Source organism: Nonomuraea phyllanthi (genome assembly GCF_006334985.2).
Lineage (GTDB): Bacteria > Actinomycetota > Actinomycetes > Streptosporangiales > Streptosporangiaceae > Nonomuraea > Nonomuraea phyllanthi.
The window spans coordinates 1-18,688 of sequence record NZ_VDLX02000004.1 but is presented as its reverse complement, the minus strand read 5'-3'; the positions used below and the strand labels follow the sequence as shown (position 1 = coordinate 18,688).

General features: G+C 71.8%; 16 protein-coding genes and 1 rRNA gene. 4 read left to right on the top strand and 13 right to left on the bottom strand.

Features of this window, described 5'->3' with window-relative positions:
* Window positions 1–69 precede the first annotated feature (69 nt).
* From murJ to FH608_RS51405, 8 genes are all read right to left on the bottom strand, one after another.
* Window positions 70–1,881 carry a lipid II flippase MurJ gene (gene murJ / locus FH608_RS11640; RefSeq protein WP_226899334.1) on the bottom strand — a complete coding sequence of 604 codons (1,812 nt, stop codon included), beginning with the start codon at window positions 1,879–1,881 and terminating at the stop codon, window positions 70–72.
* 73 nt (window positions 1,882–1,954) lie between these two features.
* Entirely contained in the window at window positions 1,955–2,818 is an 864-nt protein-coding gene (locus FH608_RS11630; protein WP_139630478.1) for a hypothetical protein, read from the bottom strand.
* Between the two features lies 1 nt (window position 2,819).
* The gene (locus FH608_RS11625; protein ID WP_139630476.1) at window positions 2,820–3,797 is read right to left on the bottom strand and encodes a copper transporter; all 978 of its coding nucleotides are present in this window, start codon (window positions 3,795–3,797) and stop codon (window positions 2,820–2,822) included.
* Entirely contained in the window at window positions 3,794–4,990 is a 1,197-nt protein-coding gene (steA, locus tag FH608_RS11620) for a putative cytokinetic ring protein SteA (protein ID WP_139630474.1), read from the bottom strand. The genes FH608_RS11625 and steA overlap by 4 nt, the downstream gene beginning before the upstream one ends.
* 73 nt (window positions 4,991–5,063) lie before the next feature.
* Window positions 5,064–6,773, bottom strand: coding sequence for a DNA repair protein RecN (gene recN, locus FH608_RS11615; protein ID WP_139630473.1), 1,710 nt, complete (start codon window positions 6,771–6,773; stop codon window positions 5,064–5,066).
* Window positions 6,774–6,868: 95 nt separating this feature from the next.
* Window positions 6,869–7,768, bottom strand: coding sequence for an NAD kinase (locus tag FH608_RS11610; RefSeq protein WP_139630471.1), 900 nt, complete (start codon window positions 7,766–7,768; stop codon window positions 6,869–6,871).
* Window positions 7,765–8,577, bottom strand: coding sequence for a TlyA family RNA methyltransferase (locus tag FH608_RS11605; protein ID WP_139630470.1), 813 nt, complete (start codon window positions 8,575–8,577; stop codon window positions 7,765–7,767). Before FH608_RS11605 ends, FH608_RS11610 begins: the two co-directional genes overlap by 4 nt.
* Complete coding sequence (locus FH608_RS51405; protein WP_153263956.1) at window positions 8,574–8,735, bottom strand: hypothetical protein; 162 nt, start codon at window positions 8,733–8,735, stop codon at window positions 8,574–8,576. Before FH608_RS51405 ends, FH608_RS11605 begins: the two co-directional genes overlap by 4 nt.
* Window positions 8,736–8,862: 127 nt before the next feature.
* Between FH608_RS51405 and FH608_RS11600 the strand changes: the two genes are divergently transcribed.
* A complete protein-coding gene (locus FH608_RS11600) occupies window positions 8,863–9,210 on the top strand; it encodes an SCP2 sterol-binding domain-containing protein (RefSeq protein WP_193318366.1) in 348 nt (115 codons plus the stop codon).
* Window positions 9,211–9,265: 55 nt separating this feature from the next.
* Here FH608_RS11600 and FH608_RS11595 read toward each other — a convergent pair whose 3' ends face one another.
* Window positions 9,266–10,237, bottom strand: coding sequence for an HAD-IIA family hydrolase (locus FH608_RS11595; RefSeq protein WP_139630467.1), 972 nt, complete (start codon window positions 10,235–10,237; stop codon window positions 9,266–9,268).
* Between the two features lie 106 nt (window positions 10,238–10,343).
* Window positions 10,344–10,766: a tetratricopeptide repeat protein gene (locus FH608_RS11590; protein WP_139630465.1), complete on the bottom strand. Its 423-nt coding sequence runs from the start codon at window positions 10,764–10,766 to the stop codon at window positions 10,344–10,346.
* A gap of 110 nt (window positions 10,767–10,876) precedes the next feature.
* Between FH608_RS11590 and FH608_RS11585 the strand changes: the two genes are divergently transcribed.
* Complete coding sequence (locus FH608_RS11585; RefSeq protein ID WP_139630463.1) at window positions 10,877–12,379, top strand: DUF1015 family protein; 1,503 nt, start codon at window positions 10,877–10,879, stop codon at window positions 12,377–12,379.
* A 674-nt stretch (window positions 12,380–13,053) separates the two neighbouring features.
* Here FH608_RS11585 and FH608_RS11580 read toward each other — a convergent pair.
* Window positions 13,054–13,473, bottom strand: coding sequence for a single-stranded DNA-binding protein (locus tag FH608_RS11580; protein WP_139630462.1), 420 nt, complete (start codon window positions 13,471–13,473; stop codon window positions 13,054–13,056).
* Between the two features lie 109 nt (window positions 13,474–13,582).
* Between FH608_RS11580 and FH608_RS11575 the strand changes: the two genes are divergently transcribed.
* Window positions 13,583–14,527 (top strand): MBL fold metallo-hydrolase, encoded by a 945-nt coding sequence (locus tag FH608_RS11575; protein ID WP_139630461.1) that lies wholly within the window; start codon window positions 13,583–13,585, stop codon window positions 14,525–14,527.
* A 94-nt stretch (window positions 14,528–14,621) separates the two neighbouring features.
* Here FH608_RS11575 and FH608_RS11570 read toward each other — a convergent pair whose 3' ends face one another.
* Entirely contained in the window at window positions 14,622–15,989 is a 1,368-nt protein-coding gene (locus FH608_RS11570) for a hypothetical protein (RefSeq protein WP_193318365.1), read from the bottom strand.
* Here FH608_RS11570 and FH608_RS52580 point away from each other — a divergent pair.
* Window positions 15,933–18,365 (top strand): SAM-dependent methyltransferase, encoded by a 2,433-nt coding sequence (locus FH608_RS52580; RefSeq protein ID WP_226899332.1) that lies wholly within the window; start codon window positions 15,933–15,935, stop codon window positions 18,363–18,365. The genes FH608_RS11570 and FH608_RS52580 overlap by 57 nt on opposite strands.
* A 59-nt stretch (window positions 18,366–18,424) precedes the next feature.
* On the opposite strand, the gene rrf is transcribed toward FH608_RS52580, so the two are convergent.
* A 5S ribosomal RNA gene (gene rrf / locus FH608_RS11560) occupies window positions 18,425–18,541 on the bottom strand.
* Window positions 18,542–18,688: the final 147 nt, after the last annotated feature.

Genomic DNA, 18,688 nt, shown 5'->3' with positions numbered 1-18,688 from the left:
CCGCTCCTCCCTCAGCCGGCTCCGCCGCCGAACCCACCGCCAGACTCACTGCCAGGCCCACCGCCGGACTTACCCGCCGGACCCATTACCAGACCCACCACCGAGCCCACCGCCAGCTCCGTCGCCGGCACCGCCCCGCCGCAGCCGGCCGGCCACGGCGGCGGCGTCGGCCCGGTCCACGGCGGCCGCGACAGTCGCGCCCGCCGCCAGCGCCACGACGGCGGCCAGCACGGCGGCGAACACGTTCGGCCAGATGCCGCCCGCCCCCAGCACCCCGACGACCGCGGCCCCCGTCAGGTAGCCCACCAGCCCGCCCAGCACCGCGGCCCCGGCCGCCCTGGGCAGCCCCGCCACGGCCGCGCTTCCACGGGCGCGCACCACCGCGACCAGCAGCAGCGCCCCGCCCGCGCTCATGCCGACGCTCATGCCGAGCGCCATCCCCCCGATCCGCCAAGCCTCGGGCAGGGTCAGGGCGAACGCCGTCTGCGCGACCATCGCGACCACCCATCCGGCCACGGTGCCGCCGGCCGCCGCGCGTCCGTGCCCGGCCGCGTAGAGGACCCGGCTCAGGTGCGCGATGAGCGAGTATCCCACCAGCCCGGGCGCGAACAGCGCGATGGCCCGGGCCAGCTCGACGGCGTCGACGTCGGACTTGTAGCCCAGGAACACCACGGCGCCCGGCCCGGAGGCGGCGGCCAGCACCCCGGCGGCCAGCCCTGACACCAGCACGACGGCCCGCGTGGTGCCGGCGGCCAGTTCGGCGAACGCCAGGGGCTCTCCGGCCTGGGCCGACAGCCGGGGGAACGCGCTGGTGGCGATCGGCACCGCCAGCACCGCGTACGGCACCAGGTAGATCGCCCACGCGTAGTTGTAGACGGCGAGCGCGCCGTTGCCGACCGCGTTGTTCGACAGCCACACCACGACGATCATGGTGGCCTGCTGGGCGAGCAGCGCGGCGATCCCGGCCAGGGCGAGCCTGCGCACCTGGGCGGCCACGCCGTCGGGGAACCGTAAGGTGGGCCGCCACCGCAGCCCCAGCCGGGCGGTGGGCCCGAGCACGGCCAGCACCAGCGACAGCACCCCGAGGCTGGTGCCCACCGACAGCGCCAGCTCGGCCGGCCTCGGCACCCTGGCGGGGTCACCGGGATCGATCACGCCGGTGGTGAGCGGGACGAACAGCAGGTAGGCCACGATGACGACGATGCTGGACACCAGCGGCGCGACCGCGGGCCCGGCGAAGCGCTTGTGCGCCTGGAGCACGCCGTAGAGCACGACGGCGACGCCGTACAGCGGGATCTGGGGGGCGAAGACGACCAGCATGCGGGCGGCGACCGCGGTCACGGCCCCGGTGTCTCGGCACCCGTCGATGGACGTGCCGAAGAACAGCCCGGTGATCGGCTCGGCGAACAGGGCGGTGAGCGCCCCGAGCGGCACGAGCACGACGATCACCCAGGTCAGCAGCGCCGAGCTGATCCACCCGGCCCGCTCCCCCACCGCTGACACCTCCGCCCGTCCGGACGGGCCCGTCGGGCTCGCGGACGAGCCGCCCCCGGCGCCGCCCGAACCCGCCGGCCCGATGTCGCCCGGTCCCGCCGGCCCGCCACCACCCGCGCCCGCCGAGCCGACGCCGCCCGCCGACCTGGCGGAGGCCGCGCCCGCCAGCACCGGCACCACCATGCCCGCCAGCGCCCCGCCGACCACCACCTCGAACACGATGTTGGGGATCTGGTTGGCCGTCATGTAGGCCGTGGCCAGGCAGTTGGTGCCCACCGTCTGGGCGAAGGCGTACTGCTTGACGAAGCCGGCGACGCGCGCCAGCACCGTGATGGCACCGATGAGCATGGCACCACCCGCGACGCCTCGCGCCGTCACCACAGCCACCCGGCCTCCTCGGCCCCGCTCCCGTCCACGCCGACGCGGAACATCCTGGCAGGTCGCACCGACAAACGCGGACTCACACGGGGTCGACGGGACGGCGGCCGAGCATGTCGAGGCGGTTGAGGACCGGGTTACCGGCGATGACCTTGGTGAAGCTGACCTTCTCCGCGGCGGCGGTCAGCGCGACGACGGTGCCGAGCAGGGCGTACCGGCCGGGCCTGCCGAGCTTGGTGACGGCGGCGAGCCCGAGCAGGGCGCCCAGGGCGTTGGCGCCGGCGTCGCCGAGCATGGCGCGCTCGCCGAGGTCCTCGGGCAGCAGCGCGGCGGCGGCCCCGAGGGGCGCGGCGGCCAGGGCGGCGGCGGCCGGGGTGTCGCGGAAGAGCGAGGCGGCCAGCAGGGGGCCGCCGGTCAGCAGGCCCACCTTGATGGCGCGGCCGGGGCGCAGGTCGAAGAGGTTGGCGAGGTTGGCGGAGCCGGCGATGGCGGCACCGTTGACCAGGGTGTCGACGGGCCCCTGGGAGACGAGGGCGGCGGCGCCGAGCCCGGTGGCGCCGATGCCGAGGATCTTCACCGCGCCGCTGGTGACCTCACCGCGCGCGAGCGCGCTCAGGTGGCCTTTGAACCCCTTGGAGGACGTGGTGCCGTACAGGTCGTCGTAGGCGCCGAGCGCGCCGCTGCCCCCGCCGGCGACGAGCGCGGCCAGGCGCAGCCGTCCGGGCAGGCCGGGCGTGAGCGCCGCCGCGGCGCCCGCCCCCGCCACGAACGCGGGGCCTTCGAGCAGAGTGATGGGCTCGCCGCGGTGGTTCTTGCGCGTCCAGCGGCCGCTGAGGTCGGCCGGGCGGTTTCGGGTGAAAGCGGCGTAGGCGACGCGGGCTGCCGCGGCGCCTATCGCGGCGCCGGCGAGGGCGTAGAGCAGGCCGCGGGCCCGGGTGGCAGGCATGTCAGCTCCCTGACTCGGTGGTGGGGGACGGGGTGGGGGTCGGCAGCGCCGGCGCGGCGGCCGAGGCTCCCTTGCCCATGCCGTACTGGCCGGCGCGTCCGGCCAGCTGCTCACGGAGAGAGTAGACGATCACGACGCGGCCCGCGGGCATATCGACGGTGTCGACGCTGGAGACGCGCTTGGAGATCTCGCTGTCGTCGCGCAGGGCCGTGATCGGGTCGCCGGACGTGGTCGTGGTGATGACCGACCCGGCCAGGACCGTGCCCATGCCCGCCGCGTCGAGGCCGTTGGCCATGGAGACGAGCGCGCCCGCCTGGCCCTCGCCGGTCTCTCCCTCGTAGGGCTTCTCCGGCGCGAACATCACGGCGAGCGTGGCCCGCTTGAGCGGGTCGCCGTCGGTGGTGAGCAGCCCGCCCGTCTCGAACGCGCTGACGACGTCGGTGGTGGCGGGGTTGGGCGTGCCCATCTGGGTCTGGTCGGTGGTGACGAAGGCGGCCGACAGCAGCGTGGCGGTCCTGTCCCAGGGGGTGGCGGTGGTGGGGAACATCATGTTGGCCGGCTTGAGCTGGTTGACCAGGCCGTCGAGGACGCCCGTGCCTTTGGGGTCGAGGAACTTCTCCGTCAGCGTGACGCGCCCGGAGATCTGCGCGCCGGCCTGGGTGAGCACCTGCTGGACCGACTCGCGTACGGAGGTGCTGGAGCCGGGCGTCTCGACCAGCAGCACCCGCTGCCCGGCCAGCCCGCCCGCCACCAGCTCGGGCGTCACGCCGGTGATGAACGTGTCGTTGCCCGCCTCCCTGCCGCGCAGGGTGTCGAGGTCGGCCCGCAGGCCGTTGTTGGTGTTGGTCAGCTCGGCGCTGGTCCTTCGCGCGAGGTCGATCGCGGGCTCCTGGAGGAGCGTGGTGCCCAGGACGATGCCCACCGCCAGCGCCAGGAAGATGGCGACGATGGAGACGAGGTGATAGCGGAAATCGATCACGAGAAGAGTCCGACCAACCAGAAGATGAACGCGTTCCAGACGTCTTGCAGTCCGCTCAGCCAGGTCTGGCCGAGCGGCGAGATGGACAGCGCGACGCCCATGAGGATCAGCGCCGTGACCACCAGCAACAGTAGCTGCGGGGTCGAGATGCGGCTGCGGTAGAGCCTGCTCACGCCCTTCGCGTCGATGAGCTTGCTGCCGATGATCAGCCGGGTGAGGAAGGTGCTGGCCATGCCGGAGCGCCCCTTGTCGAGGAACTCCTCCAGGGTGCCGTGGGTGCCCACGGCGACGATCAGCTCGGCGCCCTTGTCGTCGGCCAGGAGCATCGCGATGTCCTCGCTGGTGCCCGTGGCGGGAAAGATCACGGCCTCGCGGCCGAGCTGGTGGACGCGCTCCAGGCCGGGCGCCCTGCCGTCGCGGTAGGCGTGGACGACGAGCTCGGCGCCGCAGGTCAGCGCCTTGGTGGAGACGGAGTCGAAGTCGCCCACGATCACGTCGGGCAGGTAGCCGGCCTCCAGCAGCGCGTCGGCCCCGCCGTCGACGCCGACCAGGACGGGGCGGTATTCGCGGATGTAGGGGCGCAGGGTGGCGATGTCTTCCTTGTAGTGATATCCGCGCACCACGATGAGGACGTGCCGGCCCTCCATGGGAGTGCGGATCTCGGGTACGCCGACCCCGTCGATGAGCAGCCTGCCCTCACCGCGGACGTATTCCATCGTATTGACGGCGAAGGCCTCGATCTGCACGGCGAGCCCGGCGCGGGCCTCGGCCATGGCCGCCTCGACGGACTCCATGCACTGCTCGTCGCCCTTGCCGACGATGTCGTCCTCGAGATAGACGACCCCGTCGCTGACCCGGACGACGTCGCCGTCCTTGACGCGTTCGAACAGCTCCTGGTTGGCGTTGTCGATGAACGGCACACCGGCCTCGAGCAGGATCTGCGGCCCCAGGTTGGGGTAGCGGCCGCTGATGCCGCTGGCGACGTTGACCACAGCCGCGGCACCGCACGCGACGAGCGCCTCCGCGCTGACCCGGTCGACGTCGACGTGGTCGATAATCGCTATCTCCCCCGGCTGGAGGCGTTTGGTCAGCCTCTTCGTGCGCCGGTCGATTCTCGCCACTGCCGTTACACCGGGAAGGTCACCAACCTTCCTGCCGCGGAGGCCCGGTATCTTGCTTCCCGGTACCTTCATCAAGACCATCCTGCCAGAGCGAAACAGCGCAGAGGCCACGCATTACCCGGCGTGTCCACTATGTCACCCAGGATCACCTGTCTGCCGCTGCGAGACCGAGCAGCTCTTCGGCGTGCGCGCGACCCAGCTCGGAGTCCTCCAGGCCGGCCAGCATGCGGGAGAGCTCACGTACTCTACCCTCGTGGTCGAGTGTCACCACACCACTGCGGACGACGCTGCCGTCGCTCGCCTTCTCGACCACGAGGTGCTGGTCGGCGAAGGCCGCGACCTGCGGCAGGTGAGTGACCACGATGACCTGCGCGGTGCGGGCCAGCCTGGCCAGCCGGCGCCCGATCTCGACCGCGGCCTTGCCGCCCACGCCCGCGTCGACCTCGTCGAACACGAACGTCGGCACCGGATCGGCCCCGGCGAACACCACCTCGATCGCGAGCATGACGCGGCTCAGCTCGCCTCCGGAGGCGCCCTTGTTGAGCGGCAGGGGCGGCGCGGCGGGATGGGCGGCCATCCGCAGCTCCACCTCGTCGCGGCCCTCCGGCCCGAAGTCGTCGCTCTGCGCGAGCTGGACGACGACCCTGGCATGCGGCATGGCCAGCGCCGTCAGCTCCTCGGTGACCGCGCCGCCGAACCGCTCGGCGGCGGCCTGGCGCACCCGGGTCAGCTCGGCGGCCAGATCGGTGAGCCGGGCGGTCAGCTCCTCGTGCTCGCGGGTCAGCTCCTCGATGCGCTCGTCGTCGCCCTCGAGCTCGCCCAGCCGCGCCGCGGCCTGCTGCGCCCAGGTCAGGACACCCTCGCTGTCTTCGGCATATTTCCGGATCAGGCCGGACAGCACCGACCGGCGTTCCTGCACCGCCGCCAGCCGCGCGGGGTCGGCCTCGACCGACTCCGCGTACGCCGCCAGGTCGGTGGCCACATCGGAGATCAGGTAGCCGGCCTCGGCCAGCCGGTCGGCCACGGAGGCGAGCTGCGGGTCGAAGTCGCGCACCACCTCCACCGCCGAGCGTGCCTCACCGAGCAGGGAGATCACGTCGTGCGGGCTGCCCGCCGCCTCCATCGGGTCTCCGAGCAGCGCCGTGTGCGCGGTGGTGGCGGCGCTGCGCAGCGCGTCGGCGTGCGAGAGCCGCTCCTCCTCCCCGCGCAGCTCGGCGTCCTCGCCCGCCTTGGGGTCGACCTTCTCGATCTCCTCCAGGCCGAAGCGCAGCAGGTCGGCCTCCTGCGCCCGCTCCCTGGCCCTGGTGGTCAGCTCTTCGAGCAGCGCTCCGACCTGCTTGTGCCGTTTGTACGCCTGGGAGTAGGCCCGCAGCGGCTTGACCAGCTCGTCACCGGCGTAACGGTCGAGCGCGGCGCGCTGCCTGGCGGGCTGGAGCAGCCGCTGCTGATCCATCTGCCCGTGCACGGCCACCAGGTCGTCGGCGAGGTAGGTCAGGGTGCCGACGGGCACCGTGCGCCCGCCGAGCCAGGCCCGGGACCTCCCCTCGGCCGAGACGGTGCGCGAGATGATCAGCTCGCCGTCCTCCACCTGGCCGCCGATGTCCTCGACCTGCTGCGAGACGCGCCCGCCCGGCTCGACGACCAGCGTGCCCTCGACGGAGGCGCGCTCGGCGCCCGGACGGATGCGCGAAGGGTCGGCCCGGCCGCCGAACAGCAGCCCGAGCCCGGTCACGACCATCGTCTTGCCCGCGCCGGTCTCACCGGTGACCACGTTGAACCCCGGCGAAAGCTCGAGGACGGCCTCGTCGATGACGCCGAGCCCCTGGATGCGGACCTCCTCGACCCTTGGTCGCACTGGCCACTCCCGTTCACTGCCGTGTCTGATGGTCACCCGGATCGTTTCCGAACACCTGCGCCCATGTGATCCTACGCGCTCTCCCCTCCATTGACTCAGGGTCGCACCCTTCCGCGCCAGCCCTGAACAGGAAGCTCGAACTTGGCGACCAGCCTGTCGGTGAACGGCGCACCGGTGCTCTCCACGCCGTGCAGGCGGGCCACGCGTACGGGGTCGGCGCCCCTGCGCACCTCGACCCTCGAGCCCGACGGCAGCTCGAACCGGCGGCGGCCGTCGCACCACAGGACGCCGCCCGGCGTGTCGGGCAGGATCTCGACGGCCAGCGTGGAGCGCGGCGAGACCAGCAGCGGCCTGGCGAACAGCGCGTGCGCGCTGATCGGCACCATGAGCAGCGCCTCCACCTCCGGCCACACGACCGGGCCGCCCGCCGAGAAGGCGTAGGCGGTCGAGCCCGTCGGGGTGGCGCAGATCACGCCGTCGCAGCCCCAGCGCGACAGGGGCCTGCCGTCGATCTCGGCGACCACTTCGAGCATGCGTTCCTGCTTCTCGACGGTCACCTCGTTGAGCGCCCACGTGTCGGCCAGCACCTGGCCGTTCAGCCTGGCGAGAACATCGATCGTCATGCGCTCCTCGACGTCGTAACGGCCGGCCACGACGCTGTCGACCGCGGACGCCAGATCGGCGACCTCGGCCTCGGCCAGGAACCCGACGTGCCCCAGGTTGACGCCCAGCAGCGGCGTGCCCGCGGGCCTGGCCAGCTCGGCGGCGCGCAGCAGCGTGCCGTCGCCGCCGAGCACCAGCATGACCTCGGCGTCCTTGGCGGCGCCCGGATCGCCGGGCACCGCCTCGGTGCCGCCGCAGCCGATCTCGTCGGCCTCCGTGTCGAGCACCCTGACGGCAATGCCGGCGTCGAGCAACCGGCCGACGACCAGGCGTGCGCTCTCGACTGCGGCGTCGCGCCCGGTGTGGACGGCGACCAGCACGGTCCGTTTCATTGCGGTCCTTCCGCGACGGCACGCCGGATCTCGGCTTCGAGGTCGGAGACCGGTGGCTCGCCCTCTCCCTTGCCCAGCCAGAGCAGATATTCCACATTCCCGGACGGTCCAGGCAGCGGGCTGGCGGTCACGCCCCGTACGGCCAGCCCCAGCTCCCGGGCCTTCGCGGCGGCCTCACGCACGGCACTCGTGCGCAGCGCGGGGTCGCGTACGACGCCGCCCGCCCCCACGAGGTCCTTGCCGACCTCGAACTGCGGCTTGACCAGCATCACGAAGTCGGACAGCGGCGCGGCCACCGAGACCAGGGCGGGCAGCACGAGCCGCAGCGAGATGAACGACAGGTCGCCCACGACCAGCGTGGGCGGCTCGCCCACCATGTCGGGGGTGAGGTCGCGGACGTTGACCCGCTCCATCACCGTCACCCGCTCGTCGGTGCGCAGCGACCAGGCGAGCTGGCCGTAACCGACGTCCACGGCCAGCACGTGGGCGGCGCCGCGGCGCAGCAGCACGTCGGTGAAGCCGCCGGTGGAGGCGCCCGCGTCGAGGCAGCGCCGCCCCTCCACCCGCAGGCTCTCGAACGCCTCCAGCGCGCCGAGCAGTTTGTGCGCTCCTCGCGAAACGTAGTCGGGGCCGTCCTGCGAGGCCGCGACGACGATCGCGGAGGCGGTGTCGACCTGGGTGGCGGGCTTGCGAGCCTGCTGGCCGCCCACACTGACCCGGCCGCCCTCGATGAGCCGGCCGGCCTGCTCGCGCGACCTGGCCAGGCCGCGGCGCACCAGCTCGCTGTCGAGGCGGACCCTGCGGCTCACTGCTCTTCCACGGCGTCGGCCAGCGTGGACTCGAGCCCGGAGAACGCCTCGTCGAAGACCTGCACGTGCTCGCTCACCGGCAATTCGACCAAACGGCCGAGACCGGTCACGATGGCGTCGACCCGCTCATCGCCGGTCTCCTCCGTCAGCTCACTCATGACTCGACCGTAACGCCTCCCGGGAGCACCCGGGACCTCGGCAGGCGTGTCATGCGTTGAGTCTCATACGGGGGTGCTACTCATGTGGAACGCTACCCTCCCGCGACAGGAAGAAAGGATGCGCATCATGGCAAGCGTCGAGGAGTGCCGGTCGGCACTGGCCAAGCTCGTCGCCCAGTTCGACGAGATCGGCGAGGAGGACCGTGCCAAGCACGTGGTCGAGCGCACGGTCAGCTGCCGCGTCGCCGACCTCGGCGTGATCTTCTACGGCCGCCTCCACCCCGACGGGCTCGACCCCTTCACCGAGCAGCCGCCCCCGGACGGCAAGACGGCCGACGTCAAGCTCACGATCGCCAGCGACGACCTGATCGCGCTGGTGGACGGTGAGCTGGACCTCGCCAGGGCGCTCCTCGGAGGCCGGGTGAAGGTCGACGCCAGCTTCGGCGACCTCCTGCGCCTGCGCCGGCTGATCTGACCTCCCGGAGCTCCTCCTTCACCCCAGCCCCTGACATGCCCCAGCCCCACTTCCCTCAGCGAAGCCGGTCCAGCACGGGCTTGACGGCGTCCTCCTCCACCCGCCCATCACCGGCCACGGTCCAGGCGGCCGCGCAGGCGGCCCGCAACCCGTCGATGCGGCTCCCGTCGCCGTCCAGGCGCAGCGCGCCGTACTGCCACCGTGCCCGCCACCCTCCGCACGCCCCGTCACGCACCTCGGGATAGGGCAGGAGCAACGTACGCAGATCCTCGCCGACGTAGGTGGGCCGGTGCCGCGGCTCGGCCGTCAGCACGTCGGCGGGCGTGGACACGCCGGTCAGCACCAGCAGGCTCTCGACGCCGGCGTTGGACGCCCCCTCGATGTCGGTGTCGAGCCGATCCCCCACCACCAGCGGGCGCCGGGCCCCCGTACGGATCATGGACTCGCGGTGCAGCGGCGGATCGGGCTTGCCCGCGTAGACCGGCTCCACCCCCGTGGCGGCGGCGATCACCCGGACCATCGCCCCGTTGCCCGGCAGCTCGCCCCGCCGGGTGGGCATCGTGCTGTCCCGGTTGGACGCCACGAACAGCGCGCCGTGCCGTACCGCGAGCGCCCCTTCCGCCAGCAGGCCGTACGCCAGGCCGGGCGCGATGCCCTGCACCACCGCGGCCGGCGACTCCGCGGCGGTCGACACAGGCCGCAACCCCCGGTCCCGTACGGCCAGGCGCAGCCCGGACCCGCCGACGACCAGCACGCTCGACCCGGGCGGGACCCGCTCGGCGACCAGCCGGGCCGCCGCCTGCGCCGAGGTCACGATGTCGTCGGCCGTGGCGGGCGCGCCGAGCTCGCGCAGGTGACCGGCGATGGCCGCGGGGGTGCGCGAGGCGTTGTTGGTGACGTATGCCAGCCGCGCGCCGCGCCGCTGGGCCTCCTCCAGCGCCTCCGGGGCCCCGGGAACCGCGTGGCTGCCGAGGTAGACCACACCGTCGAGGTCGAGCAGCAGGGTGTCATAGCCGTCGATCAGCACTGGGCCTCTCCCGTTCGCCTTTCACGCCGCGTGAGACTTTAGCGGCGCCCGCGCCCTCACCCGCACGAGGGCCGCCCCATCGGCGGTTCCTGTGGCGACAGCCGGCTCACATCTCGCGGCGGGCCCGCAGGGTGGCGCGCACGCTCTTCAAGGCCGACACATAATGCCGCTCATCGGGCCGCATGGCCACCGCGATGGCGAGCGGTTCCTGCGCTCCCTCCACGTCGCCCGTACGCCACAACGACAATCCCAACCCGAAGTAGGCGTAATCCTCCGCCGGATTGGCGTCCACGATCTGCCGGAAACTGGCCGCCGCCTCCGCGTACTGCCTCGAGTTGAACTGCGCCCGCGCCAACGCCTCGAGAATGCTGCGCGACTCCGGCTCGGCCGCGGCCGCGCGCTCCAGCAACGCGGCGGCGGCCGCCGGGCTGCCGTCCTTCAGCAACTTCACCCCACGCTGGTACCAGTCGTAAACGCCACCTCCGGGAGCGCCCGAGCTGTCATCGTGAACGTTTCCATCGTGGGTCATGCGTGAGGACTCCTTCAGCGCTGAAAGGCGGCCCCGCCCCGCCCTGCTGCGGAACGGGCACGACTGCAACCAAGGGGCGACTTCCGGAAGGCACAAGCATTTATGGGAGCATGCCCGTTATGGGGACTCCTGAACTGCCGCTGCCGGATGGACTGGTGCTCCGTCCCTTCCGAGGTGTGCGTTTCACCGTCGAGGATCCCGCGAAGGTGACCTCTCCGCCGTACGACCTGATCTCCGACGCCGACGTGGACGCCCTCCTCGACTCTCATCCGAACAACGTCGTCCGCCTCATCCTTCCCCGCTCCCCCCGCCTCACCGCCTCAGCAGAGCACCCAGCTCCCCGCCCCCCACGGGCGTCAAGGGTCGAGGCGGTGGAGGCGACGCCCGAGGACCGCTACACCGAGGCCAGGGACACTCTGAGAGCCTGGCTGGACTCGGGTGTCCTGGTGCCGGACGAGGTGCCGGCGCTCTACGTGTACGAGCAGAGCGGCCCGGGTATCCTGCAGCGCGGCCTGATCGGCGACGTGGGCCTCGCCGACCCCGGGCAGCGCATCATCCTGCCCCACGAGGACGTCATGCCGGGGCCCATCGCCGACCGGCTGGCTCTCATGTCCACGACCCAGGCGAACCTCGAACCGATCTTCCTCCTCTACGACGGCGACCACGGCACGGCGAGTGCCATGGTGGACGAGGTGGCCTTGAAGCGACGGCCTCTCGTGACCGCGCACACGGAAGACGGGCTCACGCACCGCCTCTGGGCCATCACGGATCCGTCGGAGATCGACGCCATAAACGCCGACCTCCACAGCCGCCAGGCCCTGATCGCCGACGGCCATCACCGGTACGCGACGTACCGCGTACTCCAGCGCCAGGAGCACGCCACCCACCGCCCTCAGGCGGAGGAACCAACCCGCACAGACGCCACCCCAGAACCTGAAGCCCCTCCTTCCTCTCAGCAGATCACCCCTCAGACCGACCCATCGCCCGCTTCCGCTGGTGACCACGTCGGCGACCGTCCATCCTCAGCAGTCGCGGAGCCCGAGGTCGGCCCCTGGGACTTCGGACTGGCCCTGCTGGTCGACTCCAGCGCGTACCCGCCCAACCTTCAGGCCATCCACCGCGTGATCCCCGGCCTCCCCCTGAGCGAGGCGACCGCGCGGGCCAAGGGCGGGTGGCGCGTCCAGGACTTCGACGACCTGACCCAGGGCCTGGCCGCACTCGCGGAAGCCCCGGAGCCGGCCTTCCTGCTCGCCGGCGAGGACGGCTCGCACCTGCTCACCCACCCCGACCCGGTGCAGCTCGCCCGCGCCATGCCACCCGACCACTCCAACCGCTGGAACTCGCTCAACACCTCCGTTCTCACCGAGTTCGTGCTGCCCAAGGTGTGGGGCATGCGCGACGACGACCAGGCCGTACGCGTCGTGCACCACGACACGGAGGCCGCGGTGCGGCTGGCGGTCCGAACCGGCGGCACCGCGGTGCTGCTCAAGCCCCTGGCGGTCGACGACGTGCTGGCCGTCGCCGCGGGTGGTGAACGAGTGCCCCGCAAGTCCACCTCCTTCGGCCCCAAACCCAGAACCGGCCTGGTTCTCCGCACGTTCGCCATCGACTGACGCCAGCCCGCCTCCTCTCGGCTTCTACGGACGACCGGCAGCTGACCGACCGGCGGCGGCCAAGGGACGTACGGCGAAAGAGCACCACAAGACCGGCAAAGGCCAGCTGAGGAGCGATGAGCCGGACGCCGGACGCCGGACGGCAGACGCTAGGAGCGGGTCGGGGACGACAGACGCCGAGCGACCGACGCCAGGAGCGGGGCAGCGCACGGCGAACACCGGACGGCAGATGCCAGGCGCGGGGCGGCGCACGGCGAACACCGGACGGCGGATGCCAGGCGCGGGGCGGCAGACGCCGGGCCGCTGCGGGCGGACAGCCGACGGCGGACACGGGACACCGGACACCGGGCACCGGGCACCGGGCACCGGACGACCGACGGAGGACACCGAGCGGCCGGCCCAACGCGCCGGACGGAAGCTCCGGTGCCGCATACGAGCACCGAACTGCAAGCGGGGATGCCGACCGACACACGGCGAGCGCCGATGGCCGGGCGGCGGTGGATGGGACGAACGTCGTCACAGGCCATAGCGACGCCTTCAGCCAACTTCGACGGTCGACCACGGGGAAACGCACCGAACGCTCGGATGTCGTTCGCCGGAAATGGGGAAGTCGGGAACCCATCGGCCGCCCTGACTCGCCGTGACGTCGGCGCCCGCGGCAGCGCCTCGCGTGGTCAGCCGGCCTGGGCCAGGTAGGCCACCTGACGAGGGATCAGGGCGACCACGCTGCCGTTGGGAGTGTGCGTGGGGCCGTCAGGGACGATGTCCGGCTCGGGAAGGTCGGCCTCGTACGGTTTGGCCGAGCTGACCTCCACCTCGTACCTCCAGATCTTGGCCGCGGACGGCCCGAAGACGCGGCAGCGGAAGGACCCCGTCACCTCCAGGTAGTCGCGCGGCTTGAGGCCGCGCACGACGGCCGCCGTCTCCGGGTCGAAGGTGACGCACGGGATGCTGTCGGTCAGGGCGGCTCCCCGCCTGTGGCGACGGCGGCACACGATGATGCGCCACTTCGTCACGGTGTCGCCGCTCGGCAAGGACTGCTCCTCGACCCCCGCGGAGAGCCGGCCCACCAGCAAGACTTCGTTTCGGTCCACTGTCGTCCTCCTGTCGTGCTCTGGTGGAGATCACTCTCTACGATGAGGAGGTGGCCGGATCGGCTGGAACGCCGTTCTGGGGATAACGGCTGGACGTTCGGGAGTGCCTGTGGACAACATCACCGCGCTGGGCGGCGACGTCTATGAGATCGACACCAAAATGGCTGGATACCGGGGCATCACTGCCGGTTATTTGATTTTGGGGGATCGGCCATGCCTGGTGGAGACGGGTACGTCGACCTCGGCGCCGGTGGTGCGCGACGCGCTCGCCTCGCTGGGCGTCGGCCCTGACGATCTGGCCACCGTCGTGGTGACCCACATCCATCTCGACCACGCGGGTGGAGTGGGTGACATCGCCGAGTTCTTCCCTTCGGCGCAGATCGTCGTTCACGAAAAGGGCGCCCGCCACCTGGCCGATCCGTCACGGTTGATGGCCAGTGCGCGGATGGTGTGGGGCGACAAGCTCGACACGCTTTTCGGTGAGTTGTCCCCCACCGAGGCCGAACGCATCGTCGCCCTGGGCGACACCGGCGCCATCGACCTGGGCAACGGACGTACGCTGAGCAGCCATTACTCACCCGGACACGCGAAGCATCACGTGGGTCTGGTCGACTCCGCCACCGGCGACCTTTACGTGGGTGACGCCGCGGGCGTCTATCTGCCGGAAACGGGCGACCTGCGGCCCGCCACTCCTCCGCCGGACTTCGACCTCGATACGGCGCTCAACTCGATCGCGTTGTTCGAGGCACTTGGGCCGCAACGACTGCTCTTCAGCCACTACGGACCAGTTGATGCCGTACAGGAGACTTTGGAGCGGTCGGCGGAGGAGCTTCGCGTCTGGGTGGATCTGACCCGGCAGGCCCATTCTGAGGGCATGGATCTGGATCACGCCGTGGCCATGGTGAGGGATCGTACGAAGGAGCGTTACAGCCCGCCGAAGTCCGAGGACGACGGCGGGGTGAGGGAGCAGTTCGAGTTGCTGAGCGGCGCTCCCTCGAACGTCGCCGGCATTCTGCACTGGCTCAACCGGGCCTCACCGCAGAAGCCCGGCTGAGAGGCCACACCCGCGCGCGTGTCGCCGCGCACCGGAGTTCCGTGACGGCTCCGGTACGCGGCGCGAGTGCGGGGCGGGCCCCACTGCCCGACGATCAGTCGTCGGTCTTGGGCTCGCCGTCCGAGGCGCGTTCGTCGCGCTCGCTGAGCACGTCGCCGAAGTCAGGCTCGATGAACGCCGGGGTGATGCCCGGTGCCTCGGCATGTGCCCCAGGCGTCGCCTGCGGCTCGGCGTCCGGTACGGCGGGAGCCGCACCCTTTTCCCGACCCGCCTGGCCGACCTGGCCCGCGGCGTCGCCGAGGTCATCAGACGACGATCCCGCCGGCCCAGGCGCGTCGGATGGCGCAGCTTGCTCGATGTCCTGTTCCGGACCGTCGGACGGCTCGGCAGTGTCCTGCCCCGGACCGTCGGCCGGCGCGGTTTCCTCAGCATCCGGCCCCGGCCCACGGAATGGCGCGGTTTCCTCGGCGTCCTGCGCCGGCTCGTCGGACGGCACGGTTTGCGCGGCGGTCCCGTCCGGCGCGCCGGACGTTTCCGCCTGCTCCGCCGTTCGAGCCGAGGCGTCGGATGCCCCGGCCTGTTCCGCCGTTCGTCCAGCCGTGTCGGACGACCGCCCAACCTGCTCGGCGTTCTCCTCCGACTCGCCGGACGTCCCGGGCCGCTCCGCCGTCCTCTCCGACCCGCCGGAGTGGCCTTCCGAGCGCGGAGCTCCATCCTGTGCGTCGGCTCCACTCTCCGGAGCGTCGGCGTCGTCCAGGAGGTCGCCTGCTTCCGTGCCGGTCGCACCCTCAAGCGCTTCGGCGGCGTCCTCGTCGTCGAAGTCCTCTTCGACGTCCTCGATGACGGCGCCGGTCAGCTCGGCGTACCGCTCAGCCGCGTCCGTCTCGCCGTCCTCGTCGAACGCCATCGCCCTGCCGAACCACTCCGTGGCAGCATCCTGCTGCCCGGCGTCGGCCAGCGCGTCCGCGTACGCGAAGGCCAGCCGCGCCGACCACGGCCTGGGCTGCGGATCGCGCAGCTCGGGGAGCCGCTGCAGGGTGATCACGGCGGCGTCGTGCTGGCCCAGGTCGCGGCGCGCGCCGGACTCGACGATGGTCAGCTCGATGCGCCCGGCCCGGTCGAGGCGTTCGGCTTCTCGCGAACGCACGAGGTCGATCGCCCGCTCCGGACGGCCGAGGCCGCGCTCGCAGTCGGCCATGACCGGCAGGTACGCGTCCGATCCGGTCATCCTCCTGGCCGCGCGCAGGTCGCTCAGCGCCTCCGAGAAGTGTCCCGCCCGGTAGGCGACGATGCCGGCCGCCTCCCGTACGACGCCGATCCTGGCCGCGAACCTCCGGGCCACCTTCGTGTGCTCGTGCGCCCGGTCGGGGTCGTCCTCCTCCAGCGCCTGCTCGGCGGCGACGAGGTGCCGGCCCACCAGGTCGGCGAGGTCGCCGGGGAGGGAGCGCAGCTCCTCCTGCACTTCCTTGTCGAGCTCGTCGGCGGAGATGTGCGGCGGGACCTCGGGCAGCTTCTCACGCTTCGCGCTCTCCGCTTCGCCTTCCGGCCTGCCGAACCTGGCGCGGGTTCCGGAGGCCGCGCCTCGCTCGCCGCGGTCGTCCCGGGAGAACGGGCGGGCGTCGCCACCCTCACGCCGGGGACCACCCTCGCGACGGTCGCCATAGCCTCCATCACGCCGGTCTCCATAGCCTCCATCACGACGCGGGCCGCGGTCGCCCTCGCGCCGACCGCCGAACCCGCCCTCACGGCGCGGACCCCGATCGTCACGGAAGCCACCCTCACGACGGCCCCCGTAACCGCCCTCACGGCGCGGGCCCCGGTCGCCGTAGCCGCCTTCACCGCGAGGTCCCCGGTCCTGACGGAAGCCACCTTCACGACGGTCGCCGTAGCCGCCCTCGCGGCGCGGACCCCGGTCCTGGCGGAAGCCGCCCTCGCGCCGGTCGCCGTGCCTGCCCTCGCGCCGGTCGCCGTAAGCACCCTCACGGCGCGGCCCGCGCTCCTCACGGAACCCGCCGTCCTCGCGGCGCGGACCGCGATCGTCCCTGGAGTACGGACGACCGGAGCCACCCTCGCGACGGGGCTGGTAACCGCTGTCGCGCCGCTCCCCGTAGCCGCCCTCGCGGCGGGGACCCCGGTCGCCCTCGCGCCGACCGCCGAACCCGCCCTCACGGCGCGGACCCCGATCGTCACGGAAGCCACCCTCACGACGCTCGCCGTAGCCGCCTTCACGGCGCGGGCCCCGGTCCTGCCGGAAGCCACCTTCACGACGGTCGCCATACCGGCCCTCGCGCCGGTCGCCGTAGCCGCCCTCGCGGCGCGGCCCGCGATCGTCCCGATCCCGGTACGGGCGACGCTCGCCCCCTTCACCGCGCGGACCACGGTCGTCACGGTCGCGGTAGCTACGACGCTCGTCACCACGAGGCCCGCGATCGTCTCCTTCGCGCCGAGGGCCGCGGTTGTCGCGATATCCGCCCTCGCGGCCCTGCCCGCGATCGCCGTAGCCGCGCTCACGGCGCCCGCCGCGGTCGTCGCGGAAACCTCCCTCACGGCGCGGACCCCGATCGTCACGGGAACCGCCCTCACGCCGGTCGCCGTAGCCGCCCTCGCGGCGCGGACCGCGATCGTCCCTGTCCCGGTACGGGCGACGCTCCTCGCCCTCACGGCGCCACCCGCGATCGTCGCGGTCCCTGTAGCCCTCGTCCCGCCGCGCCGGCCGCTCTCCGCGGCCGTACGAACGAGACCTGTCCTCGGAACGGAACGGACGGTCGCCGCCGGAGTCTCGCCCGCGAGAGCCGTACCCGCCGCTCCTGTCGCCTCCGCCGGAACGCCTGTCCCCGAAGTCACCGCGTCCGCGCTGTCCGCCGTCCGATCCGTTATCTCTGTTCACTTCTGGTCCATTTCGTTGGCTCACCCAGCGGACTCACAACGACGGTCCACCGCGGCTGGTCGCCGCCCGCCCTCGGGCCTTACGCGACGAAGGCCACCCCTGGGGTGGCCCGGTGACTCCAGCCTAGCAAGCCCGGGAACGTCGTCGAGCCCGGACGGAAGCCATATATTGATTGGACCGTTAAAGGCCCCGTCGGCGAGACTGCTCGGCATGTCACTTCGCTTCCACGAAATAGCCGAGGCCCGCAACCGGATTTTGAACCCGCTGACCGAGGAGAAGCTCGATCTGCTCGGCCGGATCTGCAATCTCCCACAGGGCTCCCGCCAGCTCGACCTGGCATGCGGAAAAGGCGAAATGCTTTCCCGCTGGGCGCGCGAATACGGTGTCCAGGGCGTCGGGGTGGACATCAGCAAGGTGTTTCTCGACGCCGCCAGGAACCGTTCCCAGGAGCTCGGGGTGGCCGACCGGCTCGATTTCGTGGAAGCGGACGCGGCGACCTACGAGGACATTCCCGAGTCGTACGACGTGGTCTCCTGCATCGGCGCGACCTGGATCGGCGACGGCCTTGAAGGCACCCTGGCGCTCATGCGCCGCCACCTGCGTCCGGGCGGGATCGTCCTGGTGGGCGAGTGTTACTGGATCTCGCCGCCCCCGCAGGAGGCCTGCGACGCCCTCGGAGTCGACAGGGACAGGAACACATCGCTGATCGGTACGGCCGACCGCATCGAAGAGGCCGGCTTCGAGCTCATCGAGATGGTCCTGGCCGACCCCGACAGCTGGGACAGGTACATGGCCAGTCAGTGGTGGGCGGTCAGCGACTGGCTGCGGGAGAATCCGGCGGACCCTGAGGTCCCGGCGGTCCGCGAGTTCACCACCCGGGCACGCCGCTCGCACCTGGAATACGGCCGCGAGTATCTCGGATGGGGCGTGTTCGTCCTCCGCCGCCGGTAGTTTCAGGGAAAAACAAAAAGGGCCCTACGCGTTCCCGCGTAGGGCCCTTCTCAAAGATTGTCCGGCGGCGACCTACTCTCCCACACCCTCCCGAGTGCAGTACCATCGGCGCAGAGAAGCTTAACTTCCGGGTTCGGAATGTAACCGGGTGTTTCCTTCCCGCCATAACCGCCGTAACCCCGAGAAACAGCACTGCTTGCTGTCTCAGAATCACATAATGGACGCGAGCAACACGACTAGAAAAGTCTGCTTTGTGGTCAAGTCCTCGGCCTATTAGTACCGGTCAGCTCCACACGTTACCGCGCTTCCACCTCCGGCCTATC